Origin of the sequence: Pseudomonas sp. S30_BP2TU TE3576, from assembly GCF_050436025.1 — a bacterium.
Taxonomy (GTDB): domain Bacteria; phylum Pseudomonadota; class Gammaproteobacteria; order Pseudomonadales; family Pseudomonadaceae; genus Aquipseudomonas.
Genome location: NZ_JBNDLK010000001.1, coordinates 4,345,952 through 4,365,728, shown reverse-complemented (window position 1 = coordinate 4,365,728; position 19,777 = coordinate 4,345,952). Strand labels below are relative to the sequence as shown.

Annotated in this window: 14 protein-coding genes; 12 read left to right on the top strand and 2 right to left on the bottom strand. The window is 59.9% G+C overall.

Annotated elements, in window-relative coordinates:
* Nucleotides 1-70: 70 nt before the first annotated feature.
* Complete coding sequence (locus ABIA48_RS19930; RefSeq protein ID WP_007989953.1) at nucleotides 71-1,465, bottom strand: PhoH family protein; 1,395 nt, start codon at nucleotides 1,463-1,465, stop codon at nucleotides 71-73.
* 337 nt (nucleotides 1,466-1,802) lie between these two features.
* A complete protein-coding gene (locus ABIA48_RS19925) occupies nucleotides 1,803-2,927 on the bottom strand; it encodes a polysaccharide deacetylase family protein (RefSeq protein WP_429490783.1) in 1,125 nt (374 codons plus the stop codon).
* Between the two features lie 267 nt (nucleotides 2,928-3,194).
* On the opposite strand from ABIA48_RS19925, the gene yaaA reads away from it, so the two are divergent.
* The 12 genes from yaaA to ABIA48_RS19865 all read left to right on the top strand — a co-directional run bounded on the left by yaaA (nucleotide 3,195) and on the right by ABIA48_RS19865 (nucleotide 19,730).
* Entirely contained in the window at nucleotides 3,195-3,974 is a 780-nt protein-coding gene (gene yaaA, locus ABIA48_RS19920; RefSeq protein ID WP_429490781.1) for a peroxide stress protein YaaA, read from the top strand.
* A gap of 812 nt (nucleotides 3,975-4,786) precedes the next feature.
* The gene (locus ABIA48_RS19915; RefSeq protein ID WP_108228519.1) at nucleotides 4,787-6,103 is read left to right on the top strand and encodes a nucleotide sugar dehydrogenase; all 1,317 of its coding nucleotides are present in this window, start codon (nucleotides 4,787-4,789) and stop codon (nucleotides 6,101-6,103) included.
* 95 nt (nucleotides 6,104-6,198) lie between these two features.
* The gene (gene alg8, locus ABIA48_RS19910; protein ID WP_007994047.1) at nucleotides 6,199-7,680 is read left to right on the top strand and encodes a mannuronan synthase; all 1,482 of its coding nucleotides are present in this window, start codon (nucleotides 6,199-6,201) and stop codon (nucleotides 7,678-7,680) included.
* Nucleotides 7,681-7,716: 36 nt separating this feature from the next.
* Entirely contained in the window at nucleotides 7,717-8,886 is a 1,170-nt protein-coding gene (locus ABIA48_RS19905; protein ID WP_429490778.1) for a PilZ domain-containing protein, read from the top strand.
* Between the two features lie 15 nt (nucleotides 8,887-8,901).
* Nucleotides 8,902-10,407 carry an alginate biosynthesis TPR repeat lipoprotein AlgK gene (algK, locus tag ABIA48_RS19900; protein ID WP_429490776.1) on the top strand — a complete coding sequence of 502 codons (1,506 nt, stop codon included), beginning with the start codon at nucleotides 8,902-8,904 and terminating at the stop codon, nucleotides 10,405-10,407.
* Nucleotides 10,404-11,885 (top strand): alginate export family protein, encoded by a 1,482-nt coding sequence (locus ABIA48_RS19895; RefSeq protein ID WP_429490774.1) that lies wholly within the window; start codon nucleotides 10,404-10,406, stop codon nucleotides 11,883-11,885. Before algK ends, ABIA48_RS19895 begins: the two co-directional genes overlap by 4 nt.
* A 26-nt stretch (nucleotides 11,886-11,911) precedes the next feature.
* Nucleotides 11,912-13,501, top strand: coding sequence for a mannuronan 5-epimerase AlgG (gene algG / locus ABIA48_RS19890; protein ID WP_429490772.1), 1,590 nt, complete (start codon nucleotides 11,912-11,914; stop codon nucleotides 13,499-13,501).
* Nucleotides 13,502-13,511: 10 nt separating this feature from the next.
* Nucleotides 13,512-14,960, top strand: a complete 1,449-nt coding sequence (locus ABIA48_RS19885; protein ID WP_429490770.1) for an alginate O-acetyltransferase — start codon at nucleotides 13,512-13,514, stop codon at nucleotides 14,958-14,960.
* Between the two features lie 8 nt (nucleotides 14,961-14,968).
* Complete coding sequence (locus tag ABIA48_RS19880) at nucleotides 14,969-16,090, top strand: mannuronate-specific alginate lyase (protein ID WP_429490768.1); 1,122 nt, start codon at nucleotides 14,969-14,971, stop codon at nucleotides 16,088-16,090.
* A 216-nt stretch (nucleotides 16,091-16,306) separates the two neighbouring features.
* On the top strand, nucleotides 16,307-17,872 hold the full coding sequence (locus tag ABIA48_RS19875; RefSeq protein WP_429490767.1) for an MBOAT family O-acyltransferase: 1,566 nt from the start codon (nucleotides 16,307-16,309) through the stop codon (nucleotides 17,870-17,872).
* Between the two features lie 11 nt (nucleotides 17,873-17,883).
* Nucleotides 17,884-19,059, top strand: coding sequence for an alginate O-acetyltransferase (locus ABIA48_RS19870; protein WP_429490765.1), 1,176 nt, complete (start codon nucleotides 17,884-17,886; stop codon nucleotides 19,057-19,059).
* 14 nt (nucleotides 19,060-19,073) lie between these two features.
* Nucleotides 19,074-19,730: an alginate O-acetyltransferase AlgF gene (locus ABIA48_RS19865; RefSeq protein ID WP_310054037.1), complete on the top strand. Its 657-nt coding sequence runs from the start codon at nucleotides 19,074-19,076 to the stop codon at nucleotides 19,728-19,730.
* Nucleotides 19,731-19,777 lie beyond the last annotated feature (47 nt).

The window sequence follows — 19,777 nt, the reverse complement described above, 5'->3', positions numbered from 1 at the left end:
GCTCCCACAGGTTTTTCATACTTCCACAAAAAACCGGGCGACTGTTGGGCCGCCCGGTTTCGGTGGACAGTTACAGATGCGATTCGGCGTATTCGGCCAGGATCGAACGTGGTACCCCTTGCAGGGTGATGTGCACCCCGTTCGGGAAGTCCTTGAAGCGTTCAGTGAGGTAGGTCAGCCCGGAGCTGGTCGCGGACAGGTAAGGGGTGTCGATCTGTGCCAGGTTGCCCAGGCACACCACTTTGGAACCGGCGCCGGCACGGGTGATGATGGTTTTCATCTGGTGCGGCGTGAGGTTCTGGCATTCGTCGATCAAAATCAGGCTCTGCTGGAAGCTGCGACCCCGGATGTAGTTGAGGGATTTGAACTGTAACGGCACTTTGCTGAGGATGTAGTCGACGCTGCCATGGGTGCTTTCGTCATCCATGTGCAAGGCTTCGAGGTTGTCAGTGATGGCGCCCAGCCACGGCTCCATTTTTTCCGCCTCGGTGCCGGGCAGGAAGCCGATTTCCTGGTCCAGGCCCTGCACGCTACGGGTGGCGATGATGCGGCGATAACGCTTGCTGACCATGGTCTGCTCGATCGCAGCGGCCAGCGCCAGAATGGTTTTACCCGAGCCTGCGGCACCCGACAGGTTGACCAGGTGGATATCCGGGTCGAGCAAGGCGTATAACGCCAGGCTCTGATAGATATCACGCGGCTTCAGGCCCCAGGCTTCCTGGTGCAACAGCGGTTCCTGGTGCAGGTCGAGGATCAGCAACCGGTCCTCTTCGATCTCCTTGATCCAGCCGACAAAGCCCTGTTCATCAATGATGAACTCGTTGATGTGCACCGCCGGCAGGTTGTCGATCAACTGCACCTGGTGCCAGGTGCGGCCATGGTCCTGACGGGTTTCGACATTCCTCACACGATCCCAGAAGGAGCCGGTCATGTTGTGATAACCGTTGGGCAGCAGCGATACGTCGTCAACCAGTTGGTCGGTACTGTAATCCTCGGCTGCGATCCCGCAGGCGCGCGCCTTGAGGCGCATGTTGATGTCTTTGGTGACCAGCACCACGGGCTTCTTCGGGTCGCGCGCGTGCAGATCGATCAGTTGGTTGATGATTTTGTTGTCATTCAGGTGCTCGGGCAGAATCAGGTTCGGCTCGGCATGCTTGCTCATCAGAATTGACAGCAAACCCTTGGGTCCGCTTTTGCCACGCTGGATTGGCACACCCTGCTCGACGTCCTCGGGTGAGGCATCGCCCAGGGTCTTGTCGATCAGGCGGATGGCCTGGCGGCATTCGGCAGCAACGCTGTGATGCCCGCTCTTGAGCTTGTCGAGCTCCTCAAGCACGGTCATCGGGATCGCGACGTGGTGTTCTTCGAAGTTAAGCAGCGCGTTTGGATCGTGAATCAATACGTTGGTATCGAGTACATAAAGGATTGGCTGGTTGGAAGAAGAGCTACGTCCGTGATCATCCATACTCGGTCACCTTTGTGGGAGCCAGTCGACGCAATACCTTGACGGTGCTGCGCCTCGAAGTGACTGCCGAATACACCTGCGGGGACTCAAGTGTTCTGCCTGCATAGCTGGGTCTTGGGAGACGCCACCTGTGTTGCAGGTTTCGGCGGTCTGTCTTCGTAATACTCCAAAACGTGTGACAGAAAAAAGTACTTTGACGCTTTTTTGAAGTTTATTTTTCAGAATGACCAATAGCACTTGGCGGACTGCCATCACCCGTTTACAGTCGGAAGTCAACCTGCATCGAATTCCCGCCAAAAATCGCCCCGAGTCCAGTGTTTACGGGCTTTCGTCGTTTTCAGCGAAACGCATCCTGGCAATCTTCCCAGCCAATCCCGACCGGCGCCGTTTGCGTGACCAGCCACGGCAACGCCGTTTTCACCCCATCCTGTTTCACATTGAAATTGATCACCCCGTGCCGCCACAGCAGCATCAAGGTCAGCACCCGTTGCGCACTCGGGTTGCCCTTGAGTTTGCCGGCGCCGTCCTGGGCGTCGATGTCCCACAGCGCTACCTGCAAACCCTGAGTCTTGAAGAAGACTTCGGCATCGGAACGGCGCTGGCCATCAGGCGGACGGAACAGCGGCACATAGTTCTCCGGCAGTTTGCTTTTGACCAGTTCGGCACTGCGGCGCACCGAGTCTTGCCAGTCCTGCCAGTGGCTGTGGGAGCGGAACTCCCAGCCTTGTACGCCGATGCACTGGGTTGAGTAGGTCGCTTGCAGGTCACTCACCGAATGCTCGGCCAATCGGGCCTGGATGTCCTTGCCGAGGACGAAGAACGTCCCGCTCATGTTCGACTTGCGCAGGTACTCGGTGACCCAGGCGGTGTTATCCGGCACGGCGTTGGCAGCACTGTCGAAGCTCAGCAGAAACAGCCGGTCATGCATCTCGTCGCCAGTGCGCTCATAGTCGCCAAAACGATCGACTTCGCTGCTGGTTTGCGGGAACAGCGCGGCCTTGCGCAACTGCTCGTCCAGGTACTGGGTGTGAAACACACGGCTCGGCTCGGCCCACTTGATGTAGTAGCTGTCTGCACCGACCTGGAACCTGGCGGCCTGTTCGCGCAGGGTGGGCATGTCTTCGACCAGAAAACAGAAGGAGGCATCCTGGTCGCAACTCTGTTGGGCAAAGTTGTAACTGGCCAGCAGCCGTTGCCACATGCGCTGGCGAACCCGGTTGACCGATTCCAGATTGATCGTGCGCAGGCCCAGGCGCTGGGCCAGGGCCGGTTCATCCAGCGACTCGCTGGCCAGCAGGACACTGGAAAACATCAGGATCTCAGCCCTCGACGCCACGTCGAACAGCGTCGGGTTGCCGAGTTTTTCTGGCCAGGTACTGCGATCAAGCGTCGCCACATCGCCCGGTGCCGCGATGGCAGCGACGCTCAGTAGCCAGGCCGAGATGAGCAAAACAATACGCAATGGGATGTCTCCATAACAAAACCCGCGCGGCACTATAGCTGATCCAGACACAACTCCCGCAGCAACACAGAACCACTGTGGGAGCGGGCTTGCTCGCGAAAGCGGTGTATCAGTCGACATTTTTGGTGAATGTCATACCGCATTCGCGAGCAAGCCCGCTCCCACAGGTTCAGCGCATGACCACCGGCCATCACCTATGGATGCCATAGCTGGAGTCAACGACGACAACCCCCTAGAATCGCCGCCACGATTAAAGGAGACGACTTCATGCTGATGGTGATTTCACCCGCCAAGACCCTCGACTATGAAACACCGCCGGCGACCCAGCGCTTCACCCAGCCGCAGTACCTCGACCACTCCCAGGAACTGATCCTGCAATTGCGCGAGCTGACGCCGGCGCAAATCAGCGAATTGATGCACGTCTCCGACAAGATCGGCGGGCTCAACGCCGCTCGTTTCGGCAGCTGGACGCCCGCGTTCACCCCGGAAAACGCCAAGCAGGCACTGCTGGCCTTCAAGGGCGACGTGTACACCGGCCTGAATGCACAAACCTTCAACGAGGCCGATTTCGACTATGCCCAGCAGCATCTGCGCATGTTGTCCGGCCTGTACGGACTGCTGCGCCCGCTGGACTTGATGCAACCCTACCGCCTGGAAATGGGCACCAGGCTGACCAACGCCCGGGGCAAGGACTTGTATGCGTTCTGGGGCACACGCATCAGCGAATGGCTGAACGAAGCCCTGGTCGATCAAGGCGATGACGTACTGCTCAACCTGGCCTCCAACGAGTATTTCTCGGCGGTCAAACGCAGCGCCCTGAACGCACGCATCATCAATACCGAGTTCAAGGACCTGAAGAACGGCCAGTACAAGATCATCAGTTTCTACGCGAAAAAGGCCCGCGGCCTGATGAGTCGCTTCGTCATCGAAGAACGCATCAACGATCCGGCTGCCCTCAAGCAATTCGACATTCAGGGCTATCGTTACAGCGCCGAGCAGTCCAAGCCGGACAATTTGGTGTTCCTGCGCGATCACGCACCAGAGTGATGCATCCAGTCGGCGCACGACCTCCACAACTCTCGTGCGCCGACCCTTGATTCACTTCAACCTTCCCCGCCTTTTCGCCATATTTATGGCGCCAAAAAATCACCACTCGATTTCCTAACTTTAGTTTCACTCGACTTCGATCTTTTTTTTGCGTAGTGGCACTGACTTTTTTTAACAGTAGTGGCAAAAAACTATCCGCTCCAATTATTCGCCTATATATAAAGGGCGAAACGGCAAGTGCTATCAGTTTGAGGGCAGTGCCATCTTTCTCAATATTTCAAAAAATTTCAGATTTCACGATGAGCGGACTGGAACTATGTCCAAACGCGCCGCTCATACCACCCGTAACGATTCTCGCCGAGCGTGTACGAGATAACTTACGCAGATAAGCGATTCTTGCAGCGAAGTTGTAATACTAACTTGCGCTGACTAATCACTGATTTGGACAACAGCAAGCGGACAGGAGATAACGCGGTATGACTATCCCCTACAAGGCCACGGCAGCGCCCCTATAAACGTGCTCACCCGAGCACCCAACCGCTTGATCCACGGGCTTTCGGCCTGAGATCAAGCGTGCAGCACCTTTTTGCACCTGCATCCCCTGAAAGGAGGATCGGCTGCATAACAGGGCAAATCATAATAACAAGGCCTAGTTGCGCACACCTTGAGTGCATTTATTTAGACACTCGTAACTTATATGCCAGCACACGGCATCGTTGCGCCTGTAAGGCGCACTTTCGAGTGCACTATCACCGCTGAACACCATTAACTCCGGCCATCTAATTGGCTTGATCAATACAGAGGTAATTGCGATGCGCATCAGCATTTTTGGTTTGGGTTACGTCGGCGCAGTATGTGCCGGTTGCCTGTCTGCACGGGGTCATGACGTCGTCGGCGTCGATGTGGCCAAAGACAAGATCGATATGATCAATGCCGGCAAATCGCCGATTGTTGAACCGGGCCTGGGCGAACTTCTGGCCCAGGGTATCCAGACCGGTCGTCTGCGCGGTACCACCAACTTCGCCGAGGCGATTCGCGACACCGATCTGTCGATGATCTGCGTGGGCACGCCGAGCAAAAAGAACGGCGATCTGGAGCTGAACTACATCGAGGCGGTGTGCCGCGAAATCGGTTTTGTCCTGCGTGACAAATCTACCCGCCACACCATCGTCGTGCGCAGCACCGTGCTGCCGGGTACCGTGGCCAACGTGGTCATCCCGATTCTCGAAGACTGCTCCGGCAAGAAGGCCGGTGTTGATTTCGGCGTGGCCGTGAACCCGGAGTTCCTGCGCGAAAGCACCGCCATCGCCGACTATGACCAGCCGCCAATGACCGTCATCGGCGAGTTCGACAAAGCGTCCGGCGACGTTCTGCAGTCGCTGTACGAAGAGCTCGACGCACCGATCATCCGCAAGGACATCGCGGTCGCCGAGATGATCAAGTACACCTGCAACGTGTGGCATGCCACCAAGGTCACTTTCGCCAACGAAATCGGCAACATCGCCAAGGCGGTCGGCGTCGACGGTCGCGAAGTGATGGACGTGGTCTGCCAGGACAAGACCCTCAACCTGTCCCAGTACTACATGCGCCCGGGCTTTGCCTTCGGCGGCTCGTGCCTGCCAAAGGACGTGCGTGCCCTGACCTACCGCGCCGGTTCCCTGGACGTGGAAGCGCCGTTGCTCAACTCGCTGATGCGCAGCAACGAATCCCAGGTGCAGAACGCTTTCGACATCGTTTCCAGCCACGACAAACGCAAAGTCGCCCTGCTGGGCTTGAGCTTCAAGGCCGGCACCGACGACCTGCGCGAAAGCCCGCTGGTCGACCTGGCGGAAATGCTGATCGGCAAAGGCTATGACCTGAGCATCTACGACAGCAACGTCGAGTACGCCCGCGTTCACGGTGCCAACAAGGACTACATCGAGTCGAAGATCCCTCACGTCTCGTCGTTGCTCAACGCCGACTTCGATGCAGTGATCAACAACTCCGACGTGATCATCCTCGGCAACCGCGACGAGAAGTTCCGCGCTCTGGTGCAGGACGTTCCACACGGCAAGCAGGTAATTGACCTGGTTGGCTTCATGTCCAAGGCCACCAGCACCAATAGCCGGGCCGAAGGTATCTGCTGGTAAGGCAGCCGCAAGCTTCAAGCTCCAAGCCGCAAGTTCAAAGCTCCTCGCTTGGGGCTTGAAGCTTGGGGCTTGCAACTGACTTTAGGATTCCGATTATGCACAGGCTAAAACACGGCCTACTCCAGGCCGCCGGTTGGCTGTTCTACCTGAGTTTACTGATGGGCCTCGCCATGGCGTTGCCCGTGTCCACGTTCGACTCCGAGTCGAAGGACTTCATTTTCCTGATTGGCGCCGTGGGTATCTGGCGCTATTCGATGGGTGCCACGCACTTTGTGCGCGGCATGATTTTTCTGTACATCGTCTACCCGCACCTGCGGCGCAAAGTGCGCAAGCTGGGTAAAGCGGCTGACCCGTCCCACGTGTTCCTGATGGTCACCAGTTTCCGCATCGACGCCCTGACCACCGCGCAGGTCTACAGCTCGGTGATCCGCGAAGCCATCGACTGCGGCCTGCCGACCACTGTGGTCTGCTCCATCGTGGAAATGTCCGATGAGCTGCTGGTCAAAAGCCTGTGGAACCGGATGAACCCGCCATCCCGAGTGAAGCTCGACTTCGTGCGCATTCCCGGCACCGGCAAACGCGATGGCCTGGCCTATGGCTTCCGCGCCATCTCCCGGCACCTGCCGGATGATCGCGCCGTGGTTGCAGTGATCGATGGCGACACCGTGCTCGGCGAAGGCGTGGTGCTCAAGACCGTGCCGTGGTTCCAGCTGTTCGGCAATGTCGGTGGCCTGACCACTAACGAATTCTGCGAAGTGCGCGGCGGCTACATCATGAGCGAATGGCACAAGCTGCGGTTCGCCCAGCGCCACATCAACATGTGCTCGATGGCCTTGTCCAAGCGCGTGCTGACCATGACTGGCCGCATGTCGGTGTTCCGCGCCACCGTGGTCACCAACCCGGACTTCATCGCCGACGTGGAAAGCGACTCGCTGCAACACTGGCGCCTGGGTCGCTTCAAGTTCCTTACCGGCGATGACAAATCGAGCTGGTTCAGCCTGATGCGCCTGGGCTACGACACGTTCTACGTGCCGGACGCGGCGATCAACACCGTTGAACACCCGCCGGAAAAGAGCTTCATCAAGGCCAGCCGCAAACTGATGTTCCGCTGGTACGGCAACAACCTGCGGCAGAACTCCCGGGCCCTGGGCCTGGGGATCAAACGCCTCGGCGTGTTCACTTCGGTGGTGCTGTTCGACCAGCGCGTGTCGATGTGGACCTCGCTGCTGGGCCTGACCGTGGCGCTGATCGCCAGCTTCAAGTACGGCACCGCGTTCATCCTGGTGTACCTGCTGTGGATCGGCATCACCCGGTTCATCCTGACCTTGTTGCTGTCGTGCTCCGGACACCGGATCGGCCCGGCCTACCCGGCGATTCTTTATTACAACCAGATCGTCGGCGCACTGGTGAAGATCTACGTGTTCTTCCGTCTCGACCAACAGTCCTGGACCCGCCAGCCCACCCACCTGACCCGTGATCTCGCCAGCTTTCAACGTTGGTTCAACACCTGGTCGTCTCGGACCATGACCTTCTCTGCCGGCAGCATTTTTGTCGCCGTGCTGCTGTTGATGGTCTGACCGCCCCCTTATTGAATTAACCAGGAAATTGCCTTTATGAATACCGCCGTCAACGCCAACGTAGTGCACGAATCCGAAGCCCAGCGCCAACACGCCCGCGTAAAAATCCCGGCCAAGTTGCGCTTCTTCGGCCCTGACCGGACACCGGTCGAAGCCCGGGTGATCGACCTGTCCGCCGGTGGCCTGGCGTTCAACGCCGGTCAATTGCCACTGAAGATCGGCGACGTGTACAAGGCTCGCCTGCAATTCGTCATCGACAACCTCGGCCTGGCCATGGACGTCGAGTTGCAGGTCCGCTCCTTCGATCGCGAGACCGGACGCGCCGGCTGCCAGTTCCAGAATCTGGAACCACGGGACATCTCGACCCTGCGCCACCTGATCACCTCGCACCTGGCCGGCGACATCGTCAGCGTGGGTGAAATGCTGGCGACCCTGCAGCGCGACAACTTCACCAAGGCGCGCAAGGTCAAGGACGGCGGCCACGGCATGTCCGCGTTCGGGCGCATGAAAGCCGTGACTTTCAGCCTGGGGATCTTCGTGGTTGGTGTGGCCGCCTTCGGTTTTGTTTTCAAATCGGTGTACGGCATGTACTTCGTCAGCCATGCCCAGGCCGGTCTGGTCAGCGTGCCGGGTGTGAACATCACCATGCCTCGCGACGGTACCGTGCAGAGTCTGGTGAAAGCCGACGGCGTGGCCGCCAAGGGCGCACCGCTGGCGACCTTCAGCACCAGCATGCTCGACGTACTCAAGGGCCATCTGGACGAAGACCAACTGCAACCGGCCAAGGTTGCAGAACTGTTCGGCAAGCAAATGACCGGCACTCTGACTTCGCCGTGCGACTGCACCGTGGCCCAGCAAATGGTTGCCGACGGTCAGTACGCCAGCAAGGGTGACGTGATCTTCCAACTGGTGCCTCGCAACAGCGAAGCCAACGTTGAAGCGCGCTTCTCCTATCGCCAGTTCAGCGACGTGCGCCCGGGTACTTCGGTGCGCTTCCAGATCGCCGGCGAGGACAAGAGCCGCACCGGCAAGATCGTCAGCAGCACCAGCCTGAAAAGCGCCGACCTGTCGTCGGACATCCGCGTGCTGATCCAGCCGGACGAAACCCTGGACAGCTCCCTCGCCGGCCGCCCGGTGGAAGTCAACAGTGACCGTGGCCCGAACCTGAACTGGCTGATCGACAAAGCCATGGCTGTCGGTCTTTAAGTCGAGGACATGCCTGTGACGACTCCAAATTTTCTGAACACACCACATCCCCTGTGGGAGCGGGCTTGCTCGCGAATGCGGTTGAACATTCAGAATCAATGCTCGCTGACACACCGCTTTCGCGAGCAAGCCCGCTCCCACATGGGCTCTCTGTGTGCCGTGGCATTGGCGGTGAGCCTGGCCGGTTGCGCCGGCCTCCCCGACCAGCGCCTGGCCAACGAAGCCCTCAAGCGTGGCGATACTGCCACCGCTGCGGCGAACTACCGGCAACTGGCAGACCTGGGCTACAGCGAAGCGCAGGTCGGCCTGGCCGATATCCAGGTCGACAGCCGTGACCCGGCGCAGATGAAACAGGCCGAGGCGACTTACCGCGCCGCGGCCAGCGTTTCGCCGCGTGCCCAAGCGCGTCTCGGGCGCCTGCTGGTGGCCAAGCCCGGCGCCACTGAAGCCGAGCACCACGAAGCCGAAACCCTGTTGAAAAAAGCCGCTGCGGCAGGCGAAGGCAACACGCTGATCCCGCTGGCGATGCTGTACCTGCAATACCCGCACAGTTTTCCCAACGTGAATGCGCAGCAGCAGATCAGCCAATGGCGTGCCGAAAACAAACCGGAAGCCGGTTTGGCGCAGGTGCTGCTCTATCGCACCCAGGGCACCTACGACCAGCATCTGGATGACGTGGAAAAAATCTGCAAAGCCGCGCTCAACACCAGCGACATCTGCTACGTCGAACTGGCCACGGTCTACCAGAAACAGGCCAAGCCAGAGCAGCAGGCAGAGCTGATCAAGCAGATGCAAGCGGCTCACGCTCGCGGCAGCGTTTCGGCGCAGCGCGTCGACAGCGTCGCCCGTGTGCTCGCCGATTCGACGCTGGGCAAGACCGACGAGAAAACCGCGCAGTCGCTGCTCGAACCGATCGCCCCGGGCTACCCGGCGTCGTGGGTCACCCTCGCGCAGTTGATCTACGACTTCCCGGAACTCGGCGACGTCGACCAGATGATGAAGTACCTGGACAACGGCCGCGCCGCCGACCAGCCACGCGCCGAGCTGTTGCTGGGCAAGCTCTACTTCGAAGGCAAACTGGTGCCGGCCGACGCCAAGGTCGCCGAGGAGCATTTCCAGAAAGCCGTCGGCCGTGAAGTCGCCGCCGATTACTACCTCGGCCAGATCTATCGCCGTGGCTACCTGGGCAAGGTCTATCCGCAGAAAGCGCTCGACCATCTGTTGACCGCTGCGCGCAACGGTCAGAACAGCGCCGACTTCGCCATTGCCCAACTGTTTTCCCAAGGCAAGGGCACCAGGCCTGATCCGCTGAACGCCTACGTCTTCAGCCAATTGGCCCTGGCCCAGAACACCCCGCAAGCCACCGAGCTTGCGCAAACAATCCAAACGCAATTGCCGCCCGACCGGTTGGCCGAAGCCCAACGCCTGTTGAAACAAGAACAGGCCGTGCGCGGTGCCCTGAGCCCGAACACGCCGGAACTGCACACCCTGCAAGAAGAAGTCAGCGAGGAATCCCAATGAAGTTGAATCCATTCATGAAGGCCGGCATCGGCCTGACATTCGCGCTGATCTGGTCTTGCCCGACGCTCGCTGCGATGACTGAAACCAAGAACTTCGGCCTGGACGTGAAAATCACCGGTCAGTCCGAAGACGACCGTGACCTGGGCACCGCTCCCGGCGGTGACGTCAATGGTGTCGGCCTCGATCTGCGTCCGTGGGTCTACGGCGAAAGCGGCGCGTGGAGCGCCTACGCCATGGGTCAGGCGGTGACGTCCACCGACATCATCGAGACCGACACCCTGCAACAATCCGATGGCGCCGAGAACACCGACAATGGTGATCGCGAGACCAAGAAAAACTACCTGGCCATGCGCGAATTCTGGGTCGGCTACAGCGGCTTCACGCCCTACCCCGGCGAGATCCTGAAATTCGGTCGCCAGCGCCTGCGCAACGACGACGGCCAATGGCGCGACACCAACATCGAAGCCCTGAACTGGACCTTCGACACCACCCTGCTGCGCGCCAACGTCGGCATCGCCGAGCGCTTCAGCGAGTACCGCACCGACCTCAAGGAGCTGTCGCCGCAAGACAAGGATCGCCTGCACGCCTACGCCGATGCCGCGTACCAGTGGACACCGGGCAACTGGGTCGGCATTCGCGGTCATCACACCCATGACAACGGCAAGCTCGACTTCCCGGAGCCGGGTGTGCCGGCTGATTCGCTGGACAAAAAACAGAACGGCGACATCAGCTGGCTCGGCCTCACCGCCGACAGCGACGCCTACAACTGGCGCAACACCAACACCGTCAATTACTGGGGCAGCATCACCGGCATGCGCGGCGACGTCGACAAGGTCAACCCGCTGAACGCCGATGGCACGCCACCGGCTGAAGCCAAGCGCGGTGAGGATCTCAACGGCTGGGCCACCGATATTGGTGTGCGTTTGCGCCTCGATCCGCAATGGCAAGTCGGTGCCGCCTACGCCCGCGCCAGCGCCGATTACGAACAGAACGGCCTGGAAAGCAACCGCTCGAACTACACCGGCACGCGCTCGCGAGTTCACCGTTTCGGCGAAGCCTTCCGCGGTGAAATGAACAACATGCAGTCCGCAACTTTGTTCGGTTCGTGGATGCTCAACGACGAATACGACGCCAGCCTGATCTACCACAAATTCTGGCGCGTCGACGGCAACAAACCGGTCGGCAGCAATGGCATCAACGCCGTCCAGAACAACACCGACGACGTCACCGGCGCGATCCTCTCCAGCACTTCGCTGCCGCTGAACGATGGCGAAAAAGACCTCGGTCAGGAGATGGACCTGGTGGTCACCAAGTACTTCAAGCAAGGCCTGTTGCCCGCGGCACTGAGCCAGTCGATCGACGAGCCTTCGGCCCTGGTGCGCTTCCGTGGCGGCGTGTTCAAGCCGGGTGATGCCTATGGCAGTCAGGTCGATTCGTACATGCACCGTGCGTTCATCGACGTGATCTGGCGCTTCTGATGCACATTGCGAAGGGAGTCTCCCAGATGAATCATCCAGCCCGAAAAGGCTCGATCAGCCTGTTGGCCGGCGCGATGCTGCTGGCCAGTGCGACTGGCTTCGCCAATGTAGAGCCGGCCAAAGCGGAACCGGCGAAGCCGGCAACCATCGCCAAGGAACTGCAACAGGCCAAGACCTACACCGTCAGCAGCGCACCGATTGCACCGCTGGAGCTTGAAAAGCCGAAATTGCCGGACATTTCGGGCTACACAGCCGAGGCCATCGCGGCAAAAATCGTGCGCAGCAAACCGGGCAAGATCAGCCTGCGCCGGATGATGCAGGAAGACGCCCTGAAGGACTTCATCGGCGGTGACAACAAGATGGCCGAGTGGGTGGTGCGTCAGCACGGCATCCCCCAGGCGATCTTCGTCGACGACGGCTACATGAACCTCAAGGACCTGGCGAAAAAAGTCCCCAAGCAGTACTTCAGCGAAACCTCGCCGGGGGTGTTCCTGTCCCGGTTGCCGATCGTGGTCGGTCGTCACGGCATCCTCGAAATCGACAAGCAGACCCAGGAACTGCGCCTGTCCCAGGAGGCCGGTGCGTTCCTGGTCAACGACGGCCAGCTGTTCGTGCGTGACACCAAAATCACTGGCTGGCGTGAAAAGGACAACGGTCCGGCGACATTCAATTCGCCGAAGGAATTCCGTCCGTTCCTGCTGTCCTGGGGCGGCACCGAGACTTACATCGCCAACAGCAAGATCACCAGTTTCGGCTACGCCAACAGTAAGTCCTACGGCGTGAGTATTTCCCAATACACGCCGAACATGGCCAAGGTGCTCAAGCGCCCTGAACCGACCGGCTGGATCGTCGGTTCCGAATTCTCGGACATGTGGTACGGCTTCTACTGCTATGAAACCCGCGACTTCGTGGTCAAGGGCAACACCTACAAAGACAACATCGTCTACGGCATTGACCCGCACGACCGTTCCCACGGTCTGATCATTGCCGACAACACGGTGTACGGGACCAAGAAGAAGCACGGGATCATTATTTCCCGTGAGGTCAACGACAGCTTCATCTTCAACAACCGCAGCTACGACAACCACCTCTCGGGGCTGGTGATCGACCGTAACAGCGTGAACAACCTGATCGCCCACAACGAGATCTACCAGAACCACACCGACGGCATCACCCTCTACGAGAGTGCCGACAACCTGCTGTGGGGCAATCACGTTCTGAGCAACAAGCGCCACGGCATCCGCATTCGTAACAGCGTGAACATTCGCCTGTACGAAAACGTCGCCATGGCCAACGGCCTGACCGGCGTCTACGGCCACATCAAGGACCTGAGCAACACCGACCGTGACATCAAGCTCGACCCGTTCGACGCCCAGGTGTCGCTGATCGTGGTCGGCGGTGAACTGGCAGCCAACGGCAGCGGACCGCTGTCCATCGACTCGCCGCTGAGCGTCGAGTTGTATCGCGTGTCGATGCTCGCGCCGACCAAATCCAGCGGCATCAGCTTCACCGGCATCCTCGGCGATCGTCAGGATGAAATTCTCGACCTGCTGGTGCGCCAGCAGAAAGCCGTGCTGATCGACCCTGTCGAACGCCAGACCGAAATGCGGGACTGAGGATAATCTTATGCACCCACACTTGATCAAACTACTCAGCCTGTCGGCCCTGACCGCCGGCATTCTCGCGGCCAGCGGCGGCGCGCGCGCCGACGAGGTGCAAGCACCGAAATTCTCCGCCGAGCCATGCTGCAGCCTGTGCCCGGCCGCCCATGATCCGAAGAACTACACCACCCGTTATCAGCAGAACTTCACCACGCTGGTGCAGGCCCAAGGTGACTGGCTGTTCCGTACGCAGGAAGACTTGCGCACCGAATTCGACACCACCCCCGCCGGCTACAAACGCATGAAGCAACTGCACGATGCGTTCAAGAGCAAAGGTGTGGAGCTGGTTGTCGTGTACCAGCCGACCCGTGGCCTGGTGAACCGCAACAAGCTCAACCCGGCGGAGAAAGCCAGCTTCGACTTCGACAAGGCGCTGAGGAACTACAAGTCCATGCTGGGCCGTTTCGCGCAGATGGGCTACGTCGTTCCGGACCTGTCGCCGCTGACCAACGAGTCGTTGCCCGACACCCTGCCCGCCCACGATTTCTACTTCCGTGGCGACCAGCACTGGACACCGTACGGTGCCCAGCGCACGGCGAAAATCGTCGCCGAGAAGGTCAAGCAATTGCCGGAGTTCGCCGACATTCCCAAGCGCGAATTCGAGACCAAAAAGTCGGGGCGCATGGGCAAGACCGGAACGTTGCACAACATGGCCGGTCAACTCTGTGGCACCAGCTACGCGATCCAGTACATGGATCAATTCACCACCGAGCCGAAGGGCGAAGCGGGTGACGGCGATCTGTTCGGCGACTCCGGCAATCCGCAGATCACTTTGGTGGGCACGTCCCACAGTGGCAAGAACTACAACTTCGCCGGTTTCCTCGAAGAGGCCATCGGCGCCGACATTCTCAACGTGGCGTTCCCCGGCGGCGGCCTCGAAGGTTCGATGCTGCAGTACCTGGGCAGCGACGAGTTCCAGAAGAACCCGCCGAAGATTCTCATCTGGGAATTCTCGCCGCTGTACCGCCTCGACCAGGAAACCATCTACCGCCAGATGATGGCGTTGCTGGACAACGGTTGCGAAGGCAAGGATGCACAGATGTCCGGCAGCGCCACGCTCAAGCCGGGCAAAAACGAGTTGATGGTCAACAGCAAAAACATGGACCTGCGCAACGCTAGCCACCAGGTCGACATCCGCTTCGCCGACACCTCGGTGAAAACCCTGCAAGCCACCCTCTGGTACATGAACGGTCGCCACGAGGACATCAAGATCGACAAACCGGAAACCTCCGAGACTGACGGGCGTTTCGCTTTCGAGTTGCGCACGGACGAAGACTGGGCCTCGCAGAACCTGCTGGCCGTTGAAGTCCAGGGCCCCGAAGCCGGTGCCGCGCCACAGAAAGTCGAAGCAAAAATCTGCAAACGCAACGTTTTCCCGGGCGCCGAACAGCGTACTGCTTCGGTCGGGCAATGAGGTCTGCTATGCGCAATCCGAAATTTTCAACACTGTTGGCACCGACGCTCTTGAGCCTGGCGATGTTCGCCGGGGCCACGCAAGCAGCGGCACCACTGCGTCCACCCCAGGGCTATTTTGCGCCTGTGGATAAATTCAAGACGGGCGACAACAGCGAAGGCTGCGATGCGATGCCGACGCCGTACACCGGCTCGTTGCAATTTCGCAGCAAGTACGAAGGTTCGGACAAAGCCCGCGCGACCCTGAACGTGCAGTCGGAAAAAGCCTTCCGCGACAGCACCGCCGACATCACCAAGATCGAGCGCGGCACCAGCAAGCGCGTGATGCAGTTCATGCGTGACGGTCGCCCGGAACAGCTGGAATGCACGTTGAGCTGGCTGACGGCCTGGGCACAGGCCGACGCGCTGATGTCCAAGGACTTCAACCACACCGGCAAGTCGATGCGCAAATGGGCGTTGGGCAGCATGGCTTCGGCGTACATCCGCCTGAAGTTTTCCGACTCCCACCCGCTGGCCACCCATCAACAGCAAGCGCAAGTGATCGAAGCCTGGTTCAGCAAGATGGCCGACCAGGTGGTCAGCGACTGGGACAACCTGCCGCTCGACCAGACCAACAACCACTCGTACTGGGCGGCGTGGTCGGTGATGGCCACTTCCGTCGCCACCAACCGCCGCGACCTGTTCGACTGGGCGGTCAAGGAATACAAGGTCGGCGCCAATCAGGTCGACGCCGATGGCTACCTGCCCAACGAACTCAAGCGTCAGCAACGGGCACTGGCCTACCACAACTACGCCCTGCCGCCGCTGGCAATGATCGCCAGTTTCGCCCAGGTCAACGGTGTGGATCTGCGTCAGGAAAACAACGCCGCGCTCAAACGCCTGGGTGATCGGGTGTTGTCCGGGGTGAAAGACCCGGACCAGTTCGAGAAAAAGAACGGCAAGGAACAGGACATGACCGACTTGAAAGAGGACATGAAATTCGCCTGGCTCGAACCGTACTGCTCGCTCTACACCTGCTCGCCCGAGGTGCTGGCGAAGAAGCACAAGATGCAACCGTTCAAGACCTTCCGCCTCGGCGGTGACCTGACCAAGGTCTACGACCCGGCCAATGAAAAGGGCAAGGGTTCTTAGAGACAAACACAAATCCCCTGTGGGAGCGGGCTTGCTCGCGAATGCGGTCTGACATCCACCAAAAATGTCGACTGACGCACCGCTTTCGCGAGCAAGCCCGCTCCCACACTGGGTCAGTGCAAGACGTTAGTTATGTGTGATGCCCCCCGGTTTTCCATGGGGGGTTTGGGGGGGCCGTTGGCCCTTGACTGTTGGTTCAAACAAGGAGAGATCGGGATGGTTTTTTCGTCCAACGTGTTCCTGTTTTTGTTCTTGCCGATCTTTCTCGGCTTGTACTACCTGAGCGGGCAACGCTATCGCAATTTGCTGCTGCTGATTGCCAGTTACGTGTTCTACGCCTGGTGGCGTGTGGACTTCCTCGCGCTGTTCGCCGGCGTCACGCTGTGGAACTACTGGATCGGCCTGAAAGTCGGTGCCGCCGGGGTCAGGACCAAACCGGCTCAGCGCTGGCTGCTGCTCGGCGTGGCAGTCGACCTGTGCATCCTCGGCTACTTCAAGTACGCCAACTTCGGCGTCGACAGCATCAACGCGATGATGACGTCGGTGGGCCTGGAACCATTCATCCTGACCCACGTGCTGCTGCCGATCGGGATCTCGTTCTACATCTTCGAGTCCATCAGCTACATCATCGACGTCTACCGTGGCGACACTCCGGCGACCCGCAACCTGATCGACTTCGCGGCGTTCGTGGCGATCTTCCCGCACCTGATCGCAGGCCCGGTTTTGCGTTTTCGCGACCTGGCCGACCAGTTCAACAACCGCACCCACACCCTCGATAAATTCTCCGAGGGCTGCACGCGGTTCATGCAGGGCTTCATCAAGAAAGTCTTCATCGCCGACACCCTGGCGGTGGTGGCCGACCATTGCTTCGCCCTGCAAAACCCGACCACGGGCGATGCCTGGCTCGGCGCACTGGCCTACACCGCGCAGCTGTATTTCGACTTCTCCGGTTACAGCGACATGGCCATCGGCCTGGGCTTGATGATGGGTTTCCGCTTCATGGAAAACTTCAAGCAGCCGTATGTCAGCCAGTCGATCACCGAGTTCTGGCGGCGCTGGCACATCAGCCTGTCGACCTGGCTGCGTGACTATCTGTACATCACGCTGGGCGGCAACCGCAAAGGCACGCTGATGACCTATCGCAACCTGTTCCTGACCATGCTGCTCGGTGGTCTGTGGCACGGCGCAAACATCACCTACATCGTCTGGGGCGCGTGGCACGGCATGTGGCTGGCAATTGAAAAAGCCATTGGCCTGAATACTTCGCCACGCAGCTTCAACCCGATCCGCTGGGTAATGACCTTCCTGCTGGTGGTAATGGGCTGGGTGATCTTCCGCGCGGAAAACCTGCACGTCGCCGGGCGCATGTACGGCGCCATGTTCAGCTTCGGCGACTGGTCACTGTCGGAACTCAACCAGGCCAGCCTCACCGGCCTGCAAGTGGCGACCCTGATCGTGGCCTACGTGACCCTGGCGTTCTTCGGCCTGCGCGACTTCTACACCAATCAGCCTCCGGTCAAGACCAAGCCTGCGGTAAACGTCGATGCCGACGGCCCGGCCGCCGCGACAACCGGAACGATCAAGGCCGTGCCTGGGGATAACCCGGCGAGCATCCATCAACCTGGCTACACCGTCGGCGTCGAAGCCCAGGTGCAACCGGCTTATTGGACCGCTAACTGGTCGCGCTACGTCATGCGTGCACTGGTGCTGCTGCTGTTTATCGCCTCGATTCTCAAACTCTCGGCGCAAAGCTTCTCGCCGTTCCTTTACTTCCAGTTCTGAGGGATCTGACCATGACCCGCTCATTACGCATCTTCTACATCGCGCTGTTCCTGGTGACCCTGCTGGCGCTCGGTCTGTGGTCGGTGCGCAGCTTCTTCGGCTTCAGTACCAACGCCGATGCGACAGTGCTCAACGGCCGCTGGACCAAGGCCGTGGAAACCCACTACGACGACGAGTTTCCGATCAAGCGCCTGGGCACCAATCTTTGGGCCGCACTGGATTTCAAACTGTTCAACGAAGGTCGTCCGGGCGTAGTGCTCGGTCGTGACCAGTGGTTGTACAGCGATGAAGAGTTCCATCCGGTGGTCAACGAAGAACTGAACCTGCAAGGCAACTACGCGCTGGTCGAAGGCGTGCGCCAAATCCTGAAAGAAAAAGGCGTGCAACTGGTGATGGCGATAGTGCCGGCCAAGGTGCGCCTGTACCCGGAACACCTCGGTGAAGTGAAACCGGCCAGCATCCACGCCAACCTCTACAAGGACTTCCACCAGCGCCTGGCCGCCGAGCGGATTCCGGCCCCGGACCTGCTCGGCCCGCTGCAACAGGCCAAACAGAACGGCCAGCAAGTGTTCCTGCGCACCGACACCCACTGGACTCCGGAAGGCGCCGAGATCGCCGCCAACCGCCTGGCCAAAACCATTGCCGACCAGTACCCGCTGAGTGGCGAACCGCAGCGCTTCGTGACTGAACCTGCGGAGACCGTGACACACAAGGGTGACCTGCAGCTGTTCCTGCCGCTCGACCCGCTGTTCGAAAACCTGATGCCGGCGCAAGAGCCACTGCAAAAACGCAACACCGTGGCGGCGAACGACCAGCCGGCCGGTGACGATGCCCTGTTCGCCAACACCGAAGTGCCGGTGGCCCTGATCGGCACCAGCTACAGCGCCAACCCCAACTGGAACTTCGTCGGTGCGCTCAAGCAGGCGCTGCACAGCGACGTGGTCAATTACGCCGAAGACGGCCACGGCCCGATTCTGCCGATGCTCAGCTACCTGAAAAGCGACGCCTTCAAGAACAGCCCGCCACAAGTGCTGATCTGGGAGTTCCCTGAACGATATCTGCCTGTGAACAACGAAATCGGCGACGCCGACCCGCAGTGGGTCGCAGAGCTTAAACAAGCCGGCGCGCGCCAACAAAACGTAGCCATCAACAACAAATCCGAGACGCCCGACCGGGCGCAAAACTGAAAGAGAGGTACACCATGACTTTCACTACAACTCCGCGTCGTCTCGCCAAACGCTTTGCCCTGGTTGCCGGCCTCAGCGTGCTGTCGGTGCAGGCTTTCGCCGGTGGCGACGCCGCCCTGTACGGCCCGACCGCACCGAAAGGCTCGACCTTCGTGCGCATCTACAACGCCAGCAACGCCGAAGTCAGCGCCACCGTTGGCAGCACCAACCTGAGCGATGTCGCGCCACTGTCCAGCACTGATTTCAGCTTCATGCCGGGCGGTGACTACAGCGCCAAGGTCGGCAGCCAGTCCCTGCCGGTGAAACTGGCCGGCGACCACTATTACACCCTGGTCAACAACGCCAGCGGCGCACCGCAACTGATTGAGGAGCCGCCGTTCAAGAACAAGCAGAAGTCCTTGGTACGCGTGCAAAACCTCAGCGACAAGGCGCTGACCCTGAAGACCGCCGATGGCAAGACCGACGTGGTGCCGAACGTGGCCGCCAAAGGCCGTGGCGAGCGTGAAATCAACCCGGTGAAAGTCAGCCTGGCGCTCTATGACGGCACCACCAAAGTCGGCGACGTGAAACCGGTCGCCCTGGAACGCGGTGAAGCCGCGGTGCTGTACGTCACCGGCAGCGGCAGCAGCCTGTCGCCGGTCTGGGTGAAACGCCCGGTATCGACGCGCTAAACGATTTGCCTGACTGACGCATCCCCCCTGTGGGAGCGGGCTTGCTC